Origin of the sequence: Nocardiopsis protaetiae (genome assembly GCF_045446735.1) — a bacterium.
In the GTDB taxonomy this organism is placed as follows: Bacteria; Actinomycetota; Actinomycetes; order Streptosporangiales; family Streptosporangiaceae; genus Nocardiopsis; species Nocardiopsis protaetiae.
This window is the reverse complement of record NZ_JBJJBV010000043.1, coordinates 1-17023: the sequence shown is the minus strand read 5'-3', so window position 1 is coordinate 17023 and position 17023 is coordinate 1. Positions and strand designations below refer to the sequence as shown.

The following is a 17023-nucleotide window of genomic DNA, read 5'->3' as shown; positions in this document are numbered from 1 at the left end:
GCTTCGGCCCGTGTCGCCGTCATCGGGAAGGCGCGCCGGAACGACGACGGGCCGGGCACCCGCGAGGGGTGCCCGGCCCGTTCGGCCGTCGGACGACTCAGACGTTGAAGCCCAGCATGCGCAGCTGGTCCCGCCCGTCGTCGGTGATCTTGTCCGGACCCCACGGCGGCATCCAGACCCAATTGATCTTGACCTCGCGGTCGAACTCCTCCAGCGCGCTGGTGGCCTGGTCCTCGATCACGTCCGTGAGCGGGCAGGCGGCGCTGGTCAGGGTCATGTCCAGGGTGATCACCGAGTCGTCGGCGTTCACCCCGTACAACAGCCCCAGGTCGACGACGTTGACGCCCAGCTCGGGGTCGATGACGTCCTTGAGGGCCTCGCCGATCTCCTCCATGAGCGCCTCGGCCTCGGGGGACAGCGGGACCTCGGCCGGGGCGGCCTCGGTCGTCGGGGTCTCGTTCTCGCTCACTGACATCAGACGCCTTCCTTCTCCAGGGACTGCGCTACCGCGTCCTTCCACGCCATCCACCCGAGGAGGGCGCACTTGATCCGGGCCGGGTACTTGGACACCCCCGAGAACGCGACCGCGTCCTCCAGGACCTCCTCGTCGGGTTCGCCCTTGCCCTTGGAGTGCATCAGCTCGTTGAAGGCCTCCAGGGTCCGCATCCCCTCGGCCACCGTGCGCCCGATCAGCAGGTCGGTCAGCACCGAGGTACTGGCCTGGCTGATCGAGCAGCCCATGCCCTCGTAGGAGACGTCGCTGACGACGGCCTGGTCGTCGAGCGCTCCGCCCCCCTGCGCCGGGGTCAGCGCCACCCGGAGCGTCACCTCGTCCCCGCAGGTGGGGTTGATGTGGTGCGCCTCGGCGTTGTGCGGATCCCGCAGCCCCTTGTGGTGCGGGTTCCGGTAGTGATCCAGGATGATCTCCTGGTACATCGCGTCCAGCTGCATGTGCGGGTTTTTCCTCGTTCGGTGGTCGCGTCGTAACGGGGTTCGGGTGCGGGCCCTAGCCCCGGGTTCCGAAGAACCCCTGCGCGTCCCTGATGGCCGCCACGAGCGCGTCCACGTCCTCCGTGGTGTTGTAGAGGTAGAACGACGCACGCGTGGTCGACTGCACCCCCAGGGTGCGGTGCAGCGGCCAGGCGCAGTGGTGGCCCACCCGGACCTCCACCCCGCGGTCGTCGAGCACCTGGCCCAGGTCGTGCGGGTGGATGCCCTCCACCTCGAACGACACCGCGCCGCCGCGGTCCACGGCGTCCGCCGGGCCGATGATGCGCAGCCCCTCGACGTCGGAGAGCGCCTTGAGCGCGTACTCCACGAGCGTGTGCTCGTGGGCGGCGACCCGGTCCATGCCCACGGCCGACAGGTAGTCGCAGGCCGCGGCCAGGGCCACCGCCTGCGGCGCCATCGGCACCCCGGCCTCGAACCGCTGCGGCGGCTCGGCCCAGGTGGAGTACTCCATGTGGACCACACCGATCATGGACCCGCCGGTGATGAACGGCGGCATGGCCTCCAGCAGCTCCCGGCGCCCCCACAGGACGCCGATGCCGTTGGGCCCGAGCATCTTGTGCCCGGAGAAGGCCAGGAAGTCCACGCCCAGCTCCGCCACGTCCACCGGCATGTGCGGCACCGACTGGCAGGCGTCCAGCACCGTCAGGGCCCCCACCTCGCGGGCCCGGGCGGCGATGTCGGCCACCGGGTTGACGGTGCCCAGCACGTTGGACTGGTGGGTGAAGGCGACCACCCTGGTGCGTTCGTTGACGAGGGTGCCCAGGTCCGAGAGGTCCAGGCGGCCCTGGTCCGTCACCGGGAACCACCGCAGGGTGGCCCCGGTGCGACGGCACAGCTCCTGCCAGGGCACCAGGTTGGCGTGGTGCTCCATCTCGGTCACGACGATCTCGTCGCCGGGACCCACCTGGAAGCGGCGCAGGCCCTCGTCCGCCGTGGCGGCGTTGCCCATCGCGTACGCGACGAGGTTGATCGCCTCGGTGGCGTTCTTGGTGAACACCACCTCGCCGGCGTCGCCGCCGATGAAGCGGGCGATGGTCTCCCGCGCCGCCTCGTAGGCGTCGGTCGCCTCCTCCGCGAGCTGGTGCGCACCGCGGTGCACCGCCGCGTTGTGGCGTTCGTAGAACTCACGCTCGGCGTCCAGCACCTGGCGGGGCTTCTGCGAGGTCGCCCCGGAATCCAGGTACACCAGCGGACGCCCGTCGCGGACGGTCCGGGACAGGATCGGGAAATCCTTCCGGATCGCCGCGACGTCGAGCGGGCCTTGGGCCCCACCGAACTCGCGGACCGTGGTCATGGGTTATGCGCCCGCCTTCACGAAACGCTCGTAGCCCTCGGCCTCCAGGGTGTCGGCCAGCTCGGAGCCGCCGGACTCGGCGATGCGGCCGTTGGCGAAGACGTGGACGAAGTCCGGCTTCACGTAGTTGAGGATCCGGGTGTAGTGCGTGATGAGCATGACGCCCAGGTCGTTGTTCTCCTTGGCGCGGTTGACGCCCTCGGAGACGACCTTGAGCGCGTCGACGTCCAGGCCGGAGTCGGTCTCGTCCAGGATGGCGACCTTGGGCTTGAGCAGCTCCAGCTGGAGGATCTCGTGGCGCTTCTTCTCACCGCCGGAGAAGCCCTCGTTGACGCCGCGGGCGGCGAACGCCGGGTCGATGGAGAGGTCCTTCATCGCGCCCTGCAGCTCCTTGGAGAACTGGCGGAGCTTGGGGGCCTCGCCGCGCACCGCGGTGACGGAGCTGCGCAGGAAGTTGGACATGGACACACCGGGGACCTCGACCGGGTACTGCATGGCCAGGAAGACGCCGGCGCGGGCGCGCTCGTCCACGCTCATGTCGAGGATGTTCTCGCCGTCGAGGAGGACCTCGCCGTCGGTGATCTCATAGCGCGGGTGCCCGGCGATGGCGTAGGCCAGCGTGGACTTGCCCGAGCCGTTGGGGCCCATGATGGCGTGGGTCTCACCGGAGTTGATGGTGAGGTCGACGCCCTTGAGGATCTCGCGGCGCTCGTCCTCACCGATCAGGACGTCGGCGCGCAGACCGCGGATTTCGAACTTCGTCATTTCAAGCCTCAGGAATTCTTCTCGTCCAACGACACGAGCACGTCGTCGCCGTCGATCTTCACGTCATAGGTGGGGACCGGCCGGGTGGCGGGCGGGTTGATCGGCGCCCCCGAGCGCAGGTCGAAGCAGGAGCCGTGCAGCCAGCACTCGATGGTGCCGTCCTCGACCTCGCCCTCGGACAGGCGGACCTCCGCGTGCGAGCACACGTCCCGCAGCGCGAACACCTCGCCCTCGGACCGGACCAGTGCGATGGGCGTCTCGTCGTCGGTCTCGACACCGAGAACCCCTTCCTCGGGGATCTCGTCGAGCTCGGCGACCTTCACCCAGCGACCGGCATCACTCATGTGCGGCCAGCTTCCGCTCGACCTTGGCCATGATCTCCTCGGCGAGCCCCTCGACCGGGATGCGGTTGATGAGCTCCAGGAAGTAGCCGCGGATGACCAGGCGGCGCGCCTCGTCCTCCGGGATGCCGCGCGAACGCAGGTAGAACAGGTGGATGTCGTCGAGGCGACCGCTGGCGGCGGCGTGGCCGGCGCCCTCCACCTCACCGGTGAAGATCTCCAGGTTCGGCACCGAGTCCACACGGGTGTCGTCGGTGAGCTGGAGGTTGCGGTTGTGCTCGTAGGAGTCCGTGCCGGTGGTGCCCACGCCGATGATGACGTCGCCGATCCACACGCCGTGGGCGCCCTTGCCGCTCAGCGCACCCTTGTACTCCACCCGCGAGCGGGTGTTGGAGACGTTGTGGTCGATGAGCGAGCGGTGCTCGTGGTGCTGGCCGTCACCGGTGAAGTACAGGCCGTGCAGCTCGGCGTTGCCGCCGCGCCCCTTGTAGGCCACCTTCGGGGAGAGCCGGACCAGGTCGCCGCCGAGCGTGACGACGATCGACTTGAACGTGGCGTCCTTGTCGACCTGGGTGTTGTGCTGGGTGACGTCGACGGCGTCGCGGTCCCAGTCCTGGAGGCTGACCAGGGTCAGCCGGGCGCCCTCGCCGACGTGGACGTCCACGCTGCCGGCGCGCACGCCGGTGCCGGTCTGGTTGAGGACGATGACGGCCTCGGCCAGCGGCTGGACGTCGATGACGAACTGGTCGTAGCGGGTGCCCCCCTGGGCCTCCCGGTCGATCGTGATCGGGCGCTCCAGCGCGGTGCCCCGGGCGACGGTCACCACCGTGGCCTGCTCGAAGGACGAGTAGGCCTGGGCGATGACGCGGTCGGCGGGCGTGCCGGCGGTTCCCAGACGGGCGTCGCCGCGGTCGACGGTCTCGACGGTGACGCCCTCGGGGGCGTCGATGTCGACCTTGTCGGTGCCGTCGGCGACGGCGCTGCCGTCGTGCAGGCCCTTGAGGCGGCGCAGCGGGGTGAACCGCCACTCCTCTTCACGGCCGTTGGGGACGGGGAAGTCGTTCACGTCGAACGACCCGTGGGTCGCGAGCTTGGAGAACGGGATTTCCCCGAGGCCGTGGCTGTGGGCCTTGGGTTCGATGCTCGGGCCGGTCAACTTAACCAACCGCTCCTTCCATCTGAAGCTCGATCAGCCGGTTCAGTTCCAGCGCGTACTCCATGGGCAGCTCGCGCGCGATGGGCTCGACGAACCCGCGCACGATCATGGCCATGGCCTCGTCCTCGTCCATGCCCCGGCTCATCAGGTAGAAGAGCTGGTCCTCGCTGACCTTGGAGACGGTCGCCTCGTGCGCGAGCTCGGCGTCGTCCTCGCGCAGGTCGTTGTAGGGGTAGGTGTCCGAGCGGCTGATGGTGTCGATCAGCAGCGCGTCGCACTTGACGGAGGACTTGGCGTTGTGGGCACCCTCCTGCACCTGCACCAGGCCCCGGTAGGAGGCGCGGCCCCCGCCGCGTGCCACCGACTTGGAGATGATGGTGGAGGAGGTGTTGGGCGCGCAGTGCACCATCTTGGACCCGGTGTCCTGGTGCTGGCCCTCGCCCGCGAAGGCGATGGACAGGGTCTCGCCCTTGGCGTGCTCGCCCATCAGGTAGACGGCCGGGTACTTCATGGTCACCTGGGAGCCGATGTTGCCGTCGATCCACTCCATGGTCGCGCCCTCTTCGGCGATGGCGCGCTTGGTGACCAGGTTGAAGACGTTGTTCGACCAGTTCTGGATGGTCGTGTACCGGCAGCGGGCGTTCTTCTTGACAATGATCTCGACGACCGCGGAGTGCAGCGAGTCCGACTTGTAGATCGGCGCGGTGCAGCCCTCGACGTAGTGGACGTAGGCGCCCTCGTCGACGATGATCAGCGTCCGCTCGAACTGGCCCATGTTCTCGGTGTTGATCCGGAAGTAGGCCTGGAGCGGGATCTCCACGTGCACGTTCTTGGGAACGTAGATGAAGGAGCCGCCGCTCCACACGGCGGTGTTCAGCGCGGCGAACTTGTTGTCGCCGGCCGGGATGACCGTGCCGAAGTACTCCTGGAACAGCTCCGGGTGCTCCTTGAGCGCGGTGTCGGTGTCCAGGAAGATGACGCCCTGCTCCTCCAGGTCCTCGCGGATCTGGTGGTAGACGACCTCGGACTCGTACTGCGCGGCGACACCGGCGACCAGGCGCTGCTTCTCCGCCTCGGGGATGCCCAGCCTGTCGTAGGTGTTCTTGATGTCCTCGGGCAGGTCCTCCCAGGAGGTGGCCTGCTTCTCCGTGGACCGCACGAAGTACTTGATGTTGTCGAAGTCGATCTTGGACAGGTCCGCGCCCCAGTTGGGCATGGGCTTCTTGTCGAAGAGCTTCAGCGACTTGAGCCGGAGCTTCGTCATCCACTCCGCCTCGTCCTTCTTGGCGGAGATGTCGCGGACGACCTCTTCGTTCAGACCGCGGCGGGCCGATGAACCGGCCTGGTCCGAGTCGGCCCAGCCGTACTCATAGTTACCGATCCCTTCGAGTTCGGGATGCGCGATAGACGTCATGCGCGGACTCCTCCTGGACTCAGACGTCCTAGTGGTGTTGCGGTCCTCCGCCCGCCGTGCGGCGGGCGCTGGTGGTGGCGGGGGCGTGGTCGTCCCCGCCCGCCCCGTCGTCACCCCTGGGGGTGACGTGCGTGGTGCACACACCGTCGCCGTGGGCGATGGTGGCCAACCTGCGCACCGGGGTGCCCAGCAGCCGCGCGAAGGCCTCGATCTCGGCTTCGCAGAGTTGCGGGAACTCGGCTGCGACGTGGGCGACAGGGCAGTGGTGCTGGCACAGCTGGTCGCCGCCGCCGGGGGCCGGTGCCCGGCCCGAGGTGGCGGCGTAGCCGTCGTTGGACAGGGCCTCGGCCAGCAGCCGGACGCGTTGTTCGGGTGGAACGGCGTCGAGCAGCGGTTTGTAGCGCCTCTCCAGGTCGGCGACCTGACTGCGGGCGAACTCTCCGACGGCCTCGGGACCGGCGGTCTCCGCGAGGAAGCGGAGCGCGCTGGTGGCGAGGTCGTCGTAGGTGTGGACGAAGGCGTCGCGACCGGCCTCGGTGATGGCGAAGACGCGGGCGGGACGGCCCCTGCCGCGTCGGCCGCCCGGGGGCCGGGCGTCGCGGGCCTCGACCATGCCCTCGCCGGTCAGGTTGTCGAGGTGGCGGCGGATGGCCGCCGGGGTCAGACCGAGCCGCTCCCCCAGGGCGGAGGCCGTGATCGGCCCCTGCTCCAGGATGAGCCGGGCCACGCGCGCGCGTGTGCCGGTCTCGGCTCCGCGCTCGGGTCCGGTCAGGGGGCGGGGTACGTTGGTGGCCTCGGGCACGACGATCCCCTCCCTTCGGACAACGGCTCCTGGTTTTGACAACATCAGTGTGGCGTAAATCAGTCCACCGTGGCAAACCCGCTTTCATGCCTTTCGTCACGAAGGTCAGGCTTGCCTAACTGGGAGTTCACCGCGGCGAAACCTCGCCGGGATAACCGCAGGTCATCCCACCTTTGGTCGATCGTCTCGGAGAATGAGACCGCCGTCCCGCGATACGGACGGCGCGCCGGTCCTCCCCCCGGGCGCGCCACCACCCCCTCGCCCGCCGTGCGCGCGGGGCGGTGAAGGGCCTCGCGCGGGCGCACGTAGACTCTGGGCCCATGGACACAGCCGCCGTCGAGGTCATCGACCTGGTCAAGCGCTACGGCGCCACCACCGCCGTCTCCGGCCTCACCTTCCGGGCGCGCCGGGGCGCGGTGACGGCCCTGCTCGGACCCAACGGTGCGGGCAAGACCAGCACCATCGAGATCTGCGAGGGCTTCCGCCGCGCCGACGGCGGCAGCGTGCGGGTGCTGGGCCTGGACCCGGTCGCAGACGCCGACGCCCTCAAACCCCGGGTCGGGGTCATGCCCCAGTCCGGCGGCGTGCCCACCGGGGCCCGCGCGGCCGAGTGGCTGCGCCTGATGGCCTCCTTCCACGCCACCCCCGTCCCACCGGACCTGCTGCTGGAGCGGCTGGGCCTGACCTCGGTGTCGCGCACCCCGTTCCGGCGCCTGTCCGGCGGCCAGCAGCAGCGCCTGTCCCTGGCCTGCGCCGTGATCGGCCGCCCCGAGCTGGTCTTCCTCGACGAGCCCACCGCGGGCCTGGACCCCCAGGCGCGGATGGCCACCTGGGACCTGGTCGCCGAACTGCGCGAGGCGGGCGTGGCCGTCATCCTCACCACGCACCACATGGAGGAGGCCGAACGCCTCGCCGACCACGTGGTCATCATCGACCGCGGCGCCGTCGTGGCCGAGGGCACCCCCGCCGGACTGGCCGGGGGCCGCCGCGAGGTGTGCTTCTCCACCGACGCCCCCATCGACGCCGACGCCCTGCGCGACGCGCTGCCCGCCGGGACCCGGATCGCCTCCGCGCGCGGCGCGGGCGGGTGCCGCGAGTACGTGATCGGCACCGACGACCCCGAGGCGCTGGGCCCGGAGTTCCTCGCCACGGTGACCGCCTGGTGCGCGTCCGCCGGTGTCCTGGCCGAGGACCTGCGCGTGCGACGGCGTACCCTCGAAGACGTCTTCCTCGAACTCACCGGCAGGGAACTGCGCGAATCATGAGCGAGCACATCTCCAGCACCACCGCGCCCGCGCCGGGCGCGGTGCGCCCGGCGGACGGCGGCGCCTCCCCGTTCGCCCCCGCCCCCGGCGCCGCGCCGATGTGGCGGATGGTCGCCGCGCAGGCCCGGATGGAACTGCGGGTGATGCTGCGCCACGGCGAGCAGTTCCTGCTGACCATGGTCATCCCCGTGCTGCTGCTGGTCGGCTTCAGCCTCACCTCCGTCCTGGACGTCGGCGAGGGCCCCCGGGTGGACGCGCTCACCCCGGGCGTCCTGGCGCTGGCGATCATGTCGACGTCGTTCACCGGGCTGGCCATCGGCACCGGGTTCGAGCGCCGGTACGGGGTGCTCAAGCGGTTGGGCGCCACCCCGCTGTCGCGGTTCGGGCTGCTGGCCGCCAAGACGCTGGCGGTGCTGGGCGTGCAGGCCATCCAGATCGCGGTGCTGTGCGCCGTGGCGCTGGCGCTGGGCTGGTCCCCGGCGCTGTCGCGCGCCGGCGCGGCCGCGGCGGCCGCCCTGGTGCTGCTGGCGACCGCCGCGTTCAGCTCGCTGGCACTGCTGATGGCCGGGACGCTGCGGGCCGAGGCCACGCTGGCCGCCGCCAACCTGGTCTACATCCTGCTGCTGGGGCTGGGCGGGGTGCTCTTCCCCGTCAGCGCGTTCCCCGGACCGCTGGAGGCGGTGTCCTCTGCGCTGCCGATCACCGCGCTCAGCGAGGGTCTGCGGACGGTGCTGGCGGACGGCTCCCTTCCCTCTCTGAGCACGTTCGCGGTCCCGCTGCTGTGGGCCGTCGGCGGCGGAGCGCTGGCCGCCCGCCTCTTCCGCTGGGAGTGAGCGCCGCGGCCCCGGCGGCGAGCAGGGCCACGACCACCAGGGGCAGCGCGGCGGCCAGGTAGCCCTGGGCGGGCGCGACCAGGGTGACGAGCACGCCCGCGGCCGCGCCGCCCGAGGACGACCCGGCGTTGAAGGCGGTGTTGACCCAGGTGCCCGCCCGGACGGCCCGCCCCGGGCCCGCCGCCGCGTCGGCCGCCAGGTAGGCGGTGGTGATCGCCGGGGTGGCCAGGGCGCCCGCGGCGAAGAGCAGGGCCGACAGCACGAGCGGGCCGGACGCGGTCGCCGCCAGGGCCGTGGCCGCCCCGACGCCCAGGCCGAGCCCGATCAGGCGGGTGCGCGGGCCGCACCGCCACAGCACCGCCCCGTAGACCAGCCCGCCGATGATCCCGCCCGCGGTCTGGGCGGTCTCGAACCACACCAGCAGGGCGGCGTCGCCGTGCCGTTCGGCGAAGGCGACGTGGACCAGGGCGGCCGAGCCCAGGGCCAGGCCCAGCGCCGCCGCCAGGGACATCACGGGCAGCAGGGCCCGCCAGGGCATGGGGCCGCCGTCCGGACCGGTGTCCGCGCCCCGGGCCTCCCGCGGCCCCCGCCTGGCCAGGGGCGCGCCCGCCAGCCACACGACCCCGGCCACCAGCAGGACGGCGGCCCCGGCCAGGCCGGCCGCGGGCGGCGCGAACGGCAGCAGGGCGCCCAGCAGCAGCGGACCGGCCAGGAAGACCGCCTCCTCCACCACCGAGTCCAGGCTGAAGGCCCGCTGGCGCAGGCCGTCGCGGTCGTGGAACAGGCGGCTCCACAGGGTGCGGGTGACCGGCCCCAGCGGAGGGATCACCACCCCGATGAAGGCGGGGACCGCGATGAGGGACCAGGCGGGGGCGCCCGGACGCCAGGTCAGCCACGCCAGGGCGAGCAGGCCGGCGGCGGCCAGGACCGCCATCGGGACCAGGGTGCGGGGCAGGCCGTGGCGGTCGATGAGGCGGGCGCGTGCCGGGGCCAGCGCGGTGGCGGTGGCGCCGTAGGCGGCGGTGGCCGCGCCGACCACCGCGTAGGAGTCGGCCGCGGCGGTGACGGCCAGGACCAGGGACAGGCCCAGCAGGCCGAAGGACAGGCGCCCGAGCATGGCGGGCGCGAAGAAGCGGACCGCTCCGGGCGTGCGCAGGACGGCACGGTAGGAGTCGGCCCGGCGGGGCGATGACATGGGTGTGTTCCCTCAGGGGGCGGCGGCGCGGGGGCGCCGCGGATGTGCACGGACACCGGAGGAACCGCGGGCACGGAGGGTGCGGCGGTTCGGTGCCGGATCACGCACAGGGGTGGAACACGGGGCCAGGGTATCAGGCGTGTCCGGGCCCCGCCCTAGGATGACGGGCATGATCGACATGGACGCGGTGACCGGAATCCTGCGCGATGTGGCCCGTGAGGTGATCCTGCCCCGGGCCCGTTCGCTGTCCGAGGGCGAGGTCATGGAGAAGACCCCGGGCGAGCTGGTCACCGTCGTCGATCAGGAGGCCGAGCGGGTCATCACGGACCGGCTGCGGGGGCTGCTCGACGCCCCGGTGGTGGGCGAGGAGGCGGTGGCCGCCGACCCCGCGCTGGTGGACGTGCTGCGCACCGAGCCGGTGGCGTGGCTGGTGGACCCGCTGGACGGGACCCGCAACTTCGTCGAGGGCCGCCGCGAGTACGGGGTGATGGCGGCGCTGGTGCGCGGCGGGGAGACCGTCGCGGCGTGGATCGTGCAGCCCGAGTGGGACCGCGCCTACGCCGCCGAGCGCGGGGCGGGCGCCTGGCGCGACGGGGTGCGGCTGCACCGGGATCCGGCGCCGGCCGACCCCGGGCTGATGCGCGGCGCGGTGCTCACCCGGTTCCTGGACCCGGAGGCGAGGCGGCGCGCGGATGCGGCGGCGCCCCGGTTCGCCGGGGTGGGGGCGGGTTCGCACTGCTCCGCCGTCGACTACCCGCTCCTGTGCGAGGGCGGCCAGGACTTCCTGCTGTTCCACCGGACCCTGCCCTGGGACCACGCCCCCGGCGCGCTGCTGCTGGCCGAGGCGGGCGGGGTCTCGCGGCGGCCGGACGGCACCCCCTACCGGCCCGACCAGGACCAGGACGTGCTGGGGCTGCTCAACGCCGCCGACGAGACCTGCTGGAAGACGGTGCGCGAGCTGCTGCTCGCCTGAGCCGCGGCCCGGCGTTCGGCCCGGGGGTTCCGGGGGTGTTCAGCCCAGGGGGACGAGCAGCCACTGCTGGAAGGCGTGTCCGCCGTCGGGGGCCTGGGTCACGGCGGTCCCGTTGTCCGGGCCGCCGCCCTGCGCCTCCAGGGCCTGGCCGGTGGCCCGGTTGACCAGGCGGACGATGCCGCCGCCCATGTCGACGACGGTCCAGTGCTGGTTGGCGGACCCGGTGCTGGTGAGCAGGCTGGCCACGGGGGGCGCGGCCGGATCGGCCGGGACCTCCAGGACCTTGCCGCTGGCCACGCCCTCGATCTCGTAGAACCCGTCCTCGACCGGGATGAACCGCCACTGCTGGTTGCCCTGGTCGTGGCGGTCCCACAGGTGGAGGGGGGCGCCGTTGTGGGTGGCGGCCTGGGCGACGTCCATGGCGCGGCCGCCGTGCACGTTCTGCAGGACGTAGACGACCTCGGGGTCGATTCCGGCGGGGTGTGCCGGTTCCGGGGAGGGCTCCGGCGAGGGTTCGGGGGACTCCTCCGGCTCCGGCGCCCCGGGCTGGACCAGGACACCCGAGACGGCGAGCACCCTCTCGTCGGCGCGGGCGCCGTCGGCGGCGAACAGGCCGCCCACGTAGCCGAGGATGGCGGCGATGAGGACCAGCGCGGTGGCGCCGGCGAGCACCGGCCAGTGCGGGATGTACCGTTCCGTCGCCGCCCGGGGGGCGGCGCGGCGGCGGGATCGGGACATGGGGAACGGGCTCCAGTCGGCGGGGGACGGTCCACCAGGAAGCATGCCATACCGTTTCGTGCCTTTTGTTGTGTTCCCCCGGGAATCGGGGAGCGCGGGGTGTTCTCGGTACAGTCCCCGCATGGAAGCCCTCGGAGTGCCCTGGTTCATAGCCGTGCGTCTGCTCGGCCCGCCCGTGTTCCTGCTCGTGGCCGGCGGAGCGCTGCTGCTGTGGCGGCGGCCGCCGCGCCCCGGGCCGATCTGGGCGGCGCTGGCGGTGAACCTGCTCGCGGCGGCGCTGCCGTTCCTGTGGATCGGGGTGCAGGTCGTCGTCGACCAGGCGGAGCGGACGGTGTACGGGCTGGTGATGACGCTGGTCCAGCCGTCGGTGTCCCTGGTGGCGTGGGGCCTGCTGCTGTGGGCCGCGGTCTTCCCCGGGCGGGCCCCGGTCGGCGCGGCGGCCGTGGAGGAGGACGGGCTCCCGGAGCACGCGCCACAAAACGTAGGATGAATGACCATGGGCACCCCGACCACACCGAAGGCACCGTTCTCCCTGCGCACCGCGGCGGACGCGATACCGCCCGTGTGGCTGGTGCTCATCGGCATCGTCTCGGTGCAGACCGGCGCCGGGGTGGCCAAGAACCTGTTCGACGTGCTGCCGCCCGCCGCCGTGGTCTGGCTGCGGCTGCTGACCGCCGCCCTGCTGCTCGCCCTGGTGGTGCGCCCCGCCTGGAAGGCGTACACGCGCGGCGACTGGCTGGTGGTGGTCGGCTACGGCGTTGCGCTGGCGATGATGAACTTCTTCATCTACCAGGCGTTCGCGCGCATCCCCCTGGGCATCGCGGTGACCATCGAATACCTGGGCCCGCTGGCCATCGCGGTCCTGGGCTCGCGCCGCCGGGTCGACCTGCTGTGGGCGGGCCTGGCCGGGCTGGGCGTGGCCGCCCTGGGCCTGGAGTCGGGCTCCCTCGACCCGCTCGGCATCCTCTTCGCGGTGCTGGCCGCGGTGTCCTGGGCCGGGTACATCCTGCTCAGCGCCGCCACCGGCCAGCGGTTCGACGGGGCGTCCGGGCTCGCGATCGCCAGTGTGGTGGGCGCGCTGCTGATGGCCCCGGCGGGCATCGCCGAGGGCGGGGCCGCACTGCTGGACTGGCGGGTGCTGCTGTTCGGCCTGGCGGTGGGCGTGCTGTCGTCGGTGGTCCCCTACACCCTGGAGCTGAACGCCCTGCGCCGGATGCCGCCGCGGGTGTTCGGGGTGCTGATGAGCCTGCAACCGGCCGCAGCGGCCCTGGTCGGCCTGGTCCTGCTGGGCGAGATGCTCACCGTCTGGCAGTGGCTGGCGGTGGGCTGCGTCATCCTCGCCAGCGCGGGGTCCACGCGCACCTCCGCGTCCTCGGGCACCGCCGAGCAGACCTCGTAGGCCTCGCTCGCAGGCCTCGCAGGCGCGGGGTGCCCCGGCGCGGCCGCGCCGCGCCGGGGCCCGGGGCTACTCCACGACCGCGGTGATGTCCTGGCCCATGCCCAGGAGCTCCTCCATACGGACACTCGCCACGTCGGCCTCGCCGACGACGGCGATCTGGCCGGCGGCCCTCTCCCCGGGGAGCAGGGTGACGGCGTCGAGGTGGTCGATGTCGGCGAAGAGCGTGTCGGCCCACTGGGAGACGACGGTGCCGTCCTCCAGGGTCACCGAGAAGTAGACCGGGTTGACTTCGAGGGCCTCGTCGCCGTTGTTGATGATCTCGATGTCGATGACGGTGTACACGGTGTCGTCGATGGTGTCGCCCGCGGTGCCCGCGTGCACGGCGGTCATGACGACCCCGTCGACCTCCTCCGCGGGGACCGGGGCCCCGGGCGTCGCGGTGCCGGTCTCGCTGCTGGTGGTGGTGACGAAGGCGCCGAAGGCCATCAGGACGACGAAGCCCAGGACCACCAGGAGCAGGCAGCCGCCGCAGCCGAAGATGCCGACCTTCGCGCCGGTGGACATCCCCTGCTTGGGGGGCTGTCCGCCACCGGGCGGGGGGTATCCGCCGGGCGGCGGATAGCCGCCGGTGGGCGGCTGGTTACCGCCTCCGCCGGGCGGGGGGTAGTAGCCGCCGGTGGGGGGACCGTAGGACATGAGGGCTCCTGTACGTGCGGAGCGGCGAGCGGGGCCGCGAAGGGGTGGGGGCGCCGGGGTGGACCGGTGTTCGGTCCTGGGGGTGAGACGGCGGTCGACCGGTCCCGGTTCCCGGGGACGCGTGCACCACGACGTGCCCGGCCGCCGCCGGGAACTCCCCGCGCCCTCCTCGTCGGTGCAGGTCGCGCCGGTCGGCGGGGTCGCGTCACGACTCCCCGACCCGTGTACTACGCTCTGTCGTATGTCTGATTCCCCGGCCTCCGCGGCGACCGCCGCGATCACCCCTCCCGCGCTCGCGTCGGAGGACATCGCCCTGCTCGGCGTCCCCCTGTGGGGATGGCAGATCGCCGTCGCGGCCGCCGGGGTGCTGGCCCTGGTCCTGCTGGCACGCAGCATCTGGAACCCCACCGCGAAGTCCCTGCGCCTGTGGTCCCTGGGCAACATCGCCGTCAACGCGGGCATCGCCGTCACCGGCGCCACCGTGCGCGTGACCTCCTCGGGGCTGGGCTGCTCGGAGTGGCCCCGGTGCACGCCCGACAGCTTCGTGCCCATCGACACCGGGCACGCCGCGCTCAACGCCGCCATCGAGTTCGGCAACCGGACGCTGACCTTCATCGTGCTCGCGGTGGCCGTCATCACGTTCGTGGCGTTCCTGCGGGCCCGGCCGCGCCGCCGCGACCTGGTGCGGCTGGCCGCGATCATCCCCTTCGGCGTTCTGGGCCAGGGCGTGGTCGGCGGCATCACCGTGTGGACCGACCTGCACCCCGCGTCCGTGGCCGCGCACTTCCTGCTGTCCATGGTGATGGTGTTCATCACGGTGGCGCTGTACGTGCGCTCCCGCGAGCCCGAGGGCACGCCGCGGGTCTCCGTGAACCCGATGCTGCACACCCTGAGCATCGGCCTGGTCGTCATCGGGTTCCTGCTGCTGGTCGCCGGGACCGTCGTCACCGGCACCGGCCCGCACGGCGGCGACGCCGCCGCGCCGCGCTGGGGCTTCGTGCTGGAGACCGTCACCAAGCTCCACTCGGCGCTGGCCTGGCTCACGCTGGCCTGCGCGGTCCTGGCCGCCGTGCTGGCGTTCCGCACCGGGGCCGGCCGCCCCGCCAGGACCAGCTCGCTGCTGCTGGTCGCCGTGGTGGTCGGCCAGGGGGTCGTGGGCTACGTCCAGTACGCGCTGGCCCTGCCCGAGGGCCTGGTCGTCCTGCACGTGCTGGGCTCGGCGCTGACCTGGATCGCGATCTCCCGGCTGTACTTCGCCACCACCCGCCTGGTCCCGGCGGGCGATGGCCCCGCCCTCAGCGACCGTGCCGCGGAGAGTACTCCTGCTGAGCCCGCGCCTGGGCGATGACGTGGGCGAAGTCCGCACGGCGTAGGAAACCCGAGTCCGTGGGCCGCTCCGCCCAGCCCGGGGTCACCGGCTGGGGGAGGCGGCCCAGGAACGCGTCCCGGGACACGTGCATCAGGGCCAGGAACGCGTCGCGGCGCACCTTCCAGTCCTCCCGGCGCAGCCCCGCGTCCAGCTTCTTGTGCAGCAGCGCCAGCTCGGTCGCCGCGAGCTGGTACTCGCGCATCGCCTCGCGGCCCTTGGCGCCCGCGTTGCGCGCCGCCCACTCGCGGGCCTGGCTGCGCCCCTTGAGGGTGCTGAGCATGGAGATGTCGGCCGGGGTGACCAGCCCGGTGGGGATGTAGGGCGGCAGGTAGTGGGCGATCGCCTGCACCTGGCCGCGGCGGTCGTTGGCGGCCAGCGCCAGGATGCCCACCAGCACGACGAACAGCACGAGGTAGGCCAGGCCCAGCCCGGTCCAGCCGAAGTAGGTGGAGGCGTTCCACATGCCGTGCAGCAGGACCGCGAACACCCAGCCGACGATCGGCGCGAACAGGCGCCCGAAGCCCGGCCGCATCGCCGCGTAGGCGACGCCGATGCCGATCATCGCCGTGTAGAGCGGGTGCCCGAACGGGGCGACGATGCCGCGGATCGCGAACGTGGCGACCAGGGTCCCGTCGAAGAAGGCGCTGAGGAAGTACAGGATGTTCTCGGTGAACGCGAAGCCGGTCGCCACCATGCCCGCGTAGACGACCCCGTCGGTGAACGTGTCGATCTCGTTGCGCCGCCGCCACAGCAGGATCAGCAGCACCACGCCCTTGGCGCTCTCCTCGACCAGGGGCGCCACCACCGAGGTGCCCAGGAAGTCGCCCACCTCCTGGCCGAACAGCGGGACGGTGATCGCCGCGAACCCCCAGGTGTTGAGCAGCAGGGCCGCCACGACGGCCACGCCCGCGCCCCAGACGAACGCGAAGAACAGCACCCAGCCGGGTTCGGGTTCCAGGCGGTCGAGCATGAGGATGAGCGGGACCAGGATCCCGGCCGGGATGACCGCGGCGACGAGTGCGACGACGAACCCGGTGGCGCCGTCGATGCCCGCGGCGGCGCCGCCCGCCAGGGCCAGGAGCCACAGGTAGATGAGCATGCCCGCCATGCAGACGAGGCTGACGGTGATGCCCAGGATCAGGGTGATCGAATGGCGGGAGCGGCGGCCCTGGAGCACGGCCTTGCTGTCGAGACGGGACATGGGCACCGATCGTAGCGGGATTCGGGAGCGGGGAAGGGCCCGGAGCCGGTCTGCGACATGTGGCGCCTGTGTCGTCTTGTAGGCAGAGCGGGGACACCCCTCGGAGGGACAATGGCCGGGTCGGCTGTATCCGCGCAGAAGAGCACAGACGAAGAGGCCCGCCATGGACGACAGGACCACTCCGACCACCGCGATACCGGCACAGTTGTGGGCGGTGCGCGTCGCCGCCCTGGCCCACCTGGCCGCGATCCTGTGGGAGGGGGCGACGGCGGGGCAGCTGGTGACGTTCAACGAGGCCGCGCTGCCGCTGCACTACTACGGGGCGTTCGGGGTGCACGCGATGGCGGTGCTCCAGGTGGCGGCGGCGCTCTGGTACTGGAACTCGGCGGGCCGGGGCGCCGGGATCCCCCGGACGCTGCTGCTGGTCAGCGGGCTGGCGTTCCTGCTGGGGTTCCCCCAGGCGGCGCTGGGCACCTACGGCCCGCTCCAGGCGCACGTCCCGCTGGCGCTGGTCCTGACCGGCGCCGCCGTGTGGGCCGCCGCCCTCGCCTGGCGCCGCCCCTGACCCGGA

At 72.3% G+C, this 17023-nt stretch carries 18 protein-coding genes and 1 pseudogene; 7 read left to right on the top strand and 12 right to left on the bottom strand.

The window, feature by feature from the left end; genetic code table 11:
- Positions 1-97: 97 nt before the first annotated feature.
- Genes ACJOT3_RS09535 through ACJOT3_RS09500 form a run of 8 tightly spaced genes read right to left on the bottom strand, consistent with a single transcriptional unit; the run spans position 98 to position 6828 of the window.
- On the bottom strand, positions 98-469 hold the full coding sequence (locus ACJOT3_RS09535; RefSeq protein WP_406971051.1) for a metal-sulfur cluster assembly factor: 372 nt from the start codon (positions 467-469) through the stop codon (positions 98-100).
- A gap of 5 nt (positions 470-474) precedes the next feature.
- Positions 475-951 (bottom strand): Fe-S cluster assembly sulfur transfer protein SufU, encoded by a 477-nt coding sequence (sufU, locus tag ACJOT3_RS09530; protein ID WP_406971002.1) that lies wholly within the window; start codon positions 949-951, stop codon positions 475-477.
- A gap of 55 nt (positions 952-1006) precedes the next feature.
- Positions 1007-2305, bottom strand: coding sequence for a cysteine desulfurase (locus tag ACJOT3_RS09525; RefSeq protein WP_406971000.1), 1299 nt, complete (start codon positions 2303-2305; stop codon positions 1007-1009).
- A gap of 3 nt (positions 2306-2308) precedes the next feature.
- A complete protein-coding gene (sufC, locus tag ACJOT3_RS09520; RefSeq protein WP_406970998.1) occupies positions 2309-3070 on the bottom strand; it encodes a Fe-S cluster assembly ATPase SufC in 762 nt (253 codons plus the stop codon).
- A gap of 8 nt (positions 3071-3078) precedes the next feature.
- Complete coding sequence (locus tag ACJOT3_RS09515; RefSeq protein ID WP_406970996.1) at positions 3079-3414, bottom strand: non-heme iron oxygenase ferredoxin subunit; 336 nt, start codon at positions 3412-3414, stop codon at positions 3079-3081.
- Positions 3407-4567 carry a Fe-S cluster assembly protein SufD gene (gene sufD / locus ACJOT3_RS09510; protein ID WP_406970993.1) on the bottom strand — a complete coding sequence of 387 codons (1161 nt, stop codon included), beginning with the start codon at positions 4565-4567 and terminating at the stop codon, positions 3407-3409. The genes ACJOT3_RS09515 and sufD overlap by 8 nt, the downstream gene beginning before the upstream one ends.
- A gap of 1 nt (position 4568) precedes the next feature.
- Positions 4569-5981: a Fe-S cluster assembly protein SufB gene (gene sufB, locus ACJOT3_RS09505; protein ID WP_406970991.1), complete on the bottom strand. Its 1413-nt coding sequence runs from the start codon at positions 5979-5981 to the stop codon at positions 4569-4571.
- Between the two features lie 28 nt (positions 5982-6009).
- Positions 6010-6828 carry a helix-turn-helix transcriptional regulator gene (locus ACJOT3_RS09500; protein WP_406970989.1) on the bottom strand — a complete coding sequence of 273 codons (819 nt, stop codon included), beginning with the start codon at positions 6826-6828 and terminating at the stop codon, positions 6010-6012.
- A 275-nt stretch (positions 6829-7103) separates the two neighbouring features.
- Here ACJOT3_RS09500 and ACJOT3_RS09495 point away from each other — a divergent pair, with 275 nt between their 5' ends.
- Together ACJOT3_RS09495 and ACJOT3_RS09490 are read left to right on the top strand one after the other, a co-directional pair.
- Positions 7104-8048: an ABC transporter ATP-binding protein gene (locus ACJOT3_RS09495; protein WP_406970987.1), complete on the top strand. Its 945-nt coding sequence runs from the start codon at positions 7104-7106 to the stop codon at positions 8046-8048.
- A complete protein-coding gene (locus ACJOT3_RS09490; protein ID WP_406970985.1) occupies positions 8045-8881 on the top strand; it encodes an ABC transporter permease in 837 nt (278 codons plus the stop codon). The genes ACJOT3_RS09495 and ACJOT3_RS09490 overlap by 4 nt, the downstream gene beginning before the upstream one ends.
- Positions 8882-9374: 493 nt before the next feature.
- Here ACJOT3_RS09490 and ACJOT3_RS09485 read toward each other — a convergent pair.
- Positions 9375-9998 (bottom strand): annotated as a pseudogene (locus tag ACJOT3_RS09485) (MFS transporter); the annotation flags it as partial.
- Between the two features lie 247 nt (positions 9999-10245).
- Between ACJOT3_RS09485 and ACJOT3_RS09480 the strand changes: the two are divergent.
- On the top strand, positions 10246-11049 hold the full coding sequence (locus ACJOT3_RS09480; protein WP_406970983.1) for an inositol monophosphatase family protein: 804 nt from the start codon (positions 10246-10248) through the stop codon (positions 11047-11049).
- 39 nt (positions 11050-11088) lie between these two features.
- Here the strand turns inward: ACJOT3_RS09480 and ACJOT3_RS09475 are convergent, their stop codons facing one another.
- A complete protein-coding gene (locus ACJOT3_RS09475; RefSeq protein ID WP_406970981.1) occupies positions 11089-11787 on the bottom strand; it encodes an RICIN domain-containing protein in 699 nt (232 codons plus the stop codon).
- Between the two features lie 121 nt (positions 11788-11908).
- Here ACJOT3_RS09475 and ACJOT3_RS09470 point away from each other — a divergent pair, with 121 nt between their 5' ends.
- A complete protein-coding gene (locus ACJOT3_RS09470; RefSeq protein ID WP_406970979.1) occupies positions 11909-12277 on the top strand; it encodes a hypothetical protein in 369 nt (122 codons plus the stop codon).
- Positions 12278-12283: 6 nt separating this feature from the next.
- Entirely contained in the window at positions 12284-13186 is a 903-nt protein-coding gene (locus ACJOT3_RS09465) for an EamA family transporter (protein ID WP_406970977.1), read from the top strand.
- Positions 13187-13252: 66 nt separating this feature from the next.
- Here ACJOT3_RS09465 and ACJOT3_RS09460 read toward each other — a convergent pair whose 3' ends face one another.
- Entirely contained in the window at positions 13253-13882 is a 630-nt protein-coding gene (locus tag ACJOT3_RS09460; protein ID WP_406970975.1) for a hypothetical protein, read from the bottom strand.
- Positions 13883-14123: 241 nt separating this feature from the next.
- Between ACJOT3_RS09460 and ACJOT3_RS09455 the strand changes: the two genes are divergently transcribed.
- Positions 14124-15230, top strand: a complete 1107-nt coding sequence (locus ACJOT3_RS09455) for a COX15/CtaA family protein (protein WP_406970973.1) — start codon at positions 14124-14126, stop codon at positions 15228-15230.
- Here the strand turns inward: ACJOT3_RS09455 and ACJOT3_RS09450 are convergent.
- The gene (locus tag ACJOT3_RS09450) at positions 15178-16452 is read right to left on the bottom strand and encodes a PrsW family intramembrane metalloprotease (RefSeq protein WP_406970971.1); all 1275 of its coding nucleotides are present in this window, start codon (positions 16450-16452) and stop codon (positions 15178-15180) included. The genes ACJOT3_RS09455 and ACJOT3_RS09450 overlap by 53 nt on opposite strands.
- Positions 16453-16615: 163 nt before the next feature.
- Here ACJOT3_RS09450 and ACJOT3_RS09445 point away from each other — a divergent pair, with 163 nt between their 5' ends.
- The gene (locus ACJOT3_RS09445) at positions 16616-17017 is read left to right on the top strand and encodes a hypothetical protein (protein WP_406970969.1); all 402 of its coding nucleotides are present in this window, start codon (positions 16616-16618) and stop codon (positions 17015-17017) included.
- Positions 17018-17023 lie beyond the last annotated feature (6 nt).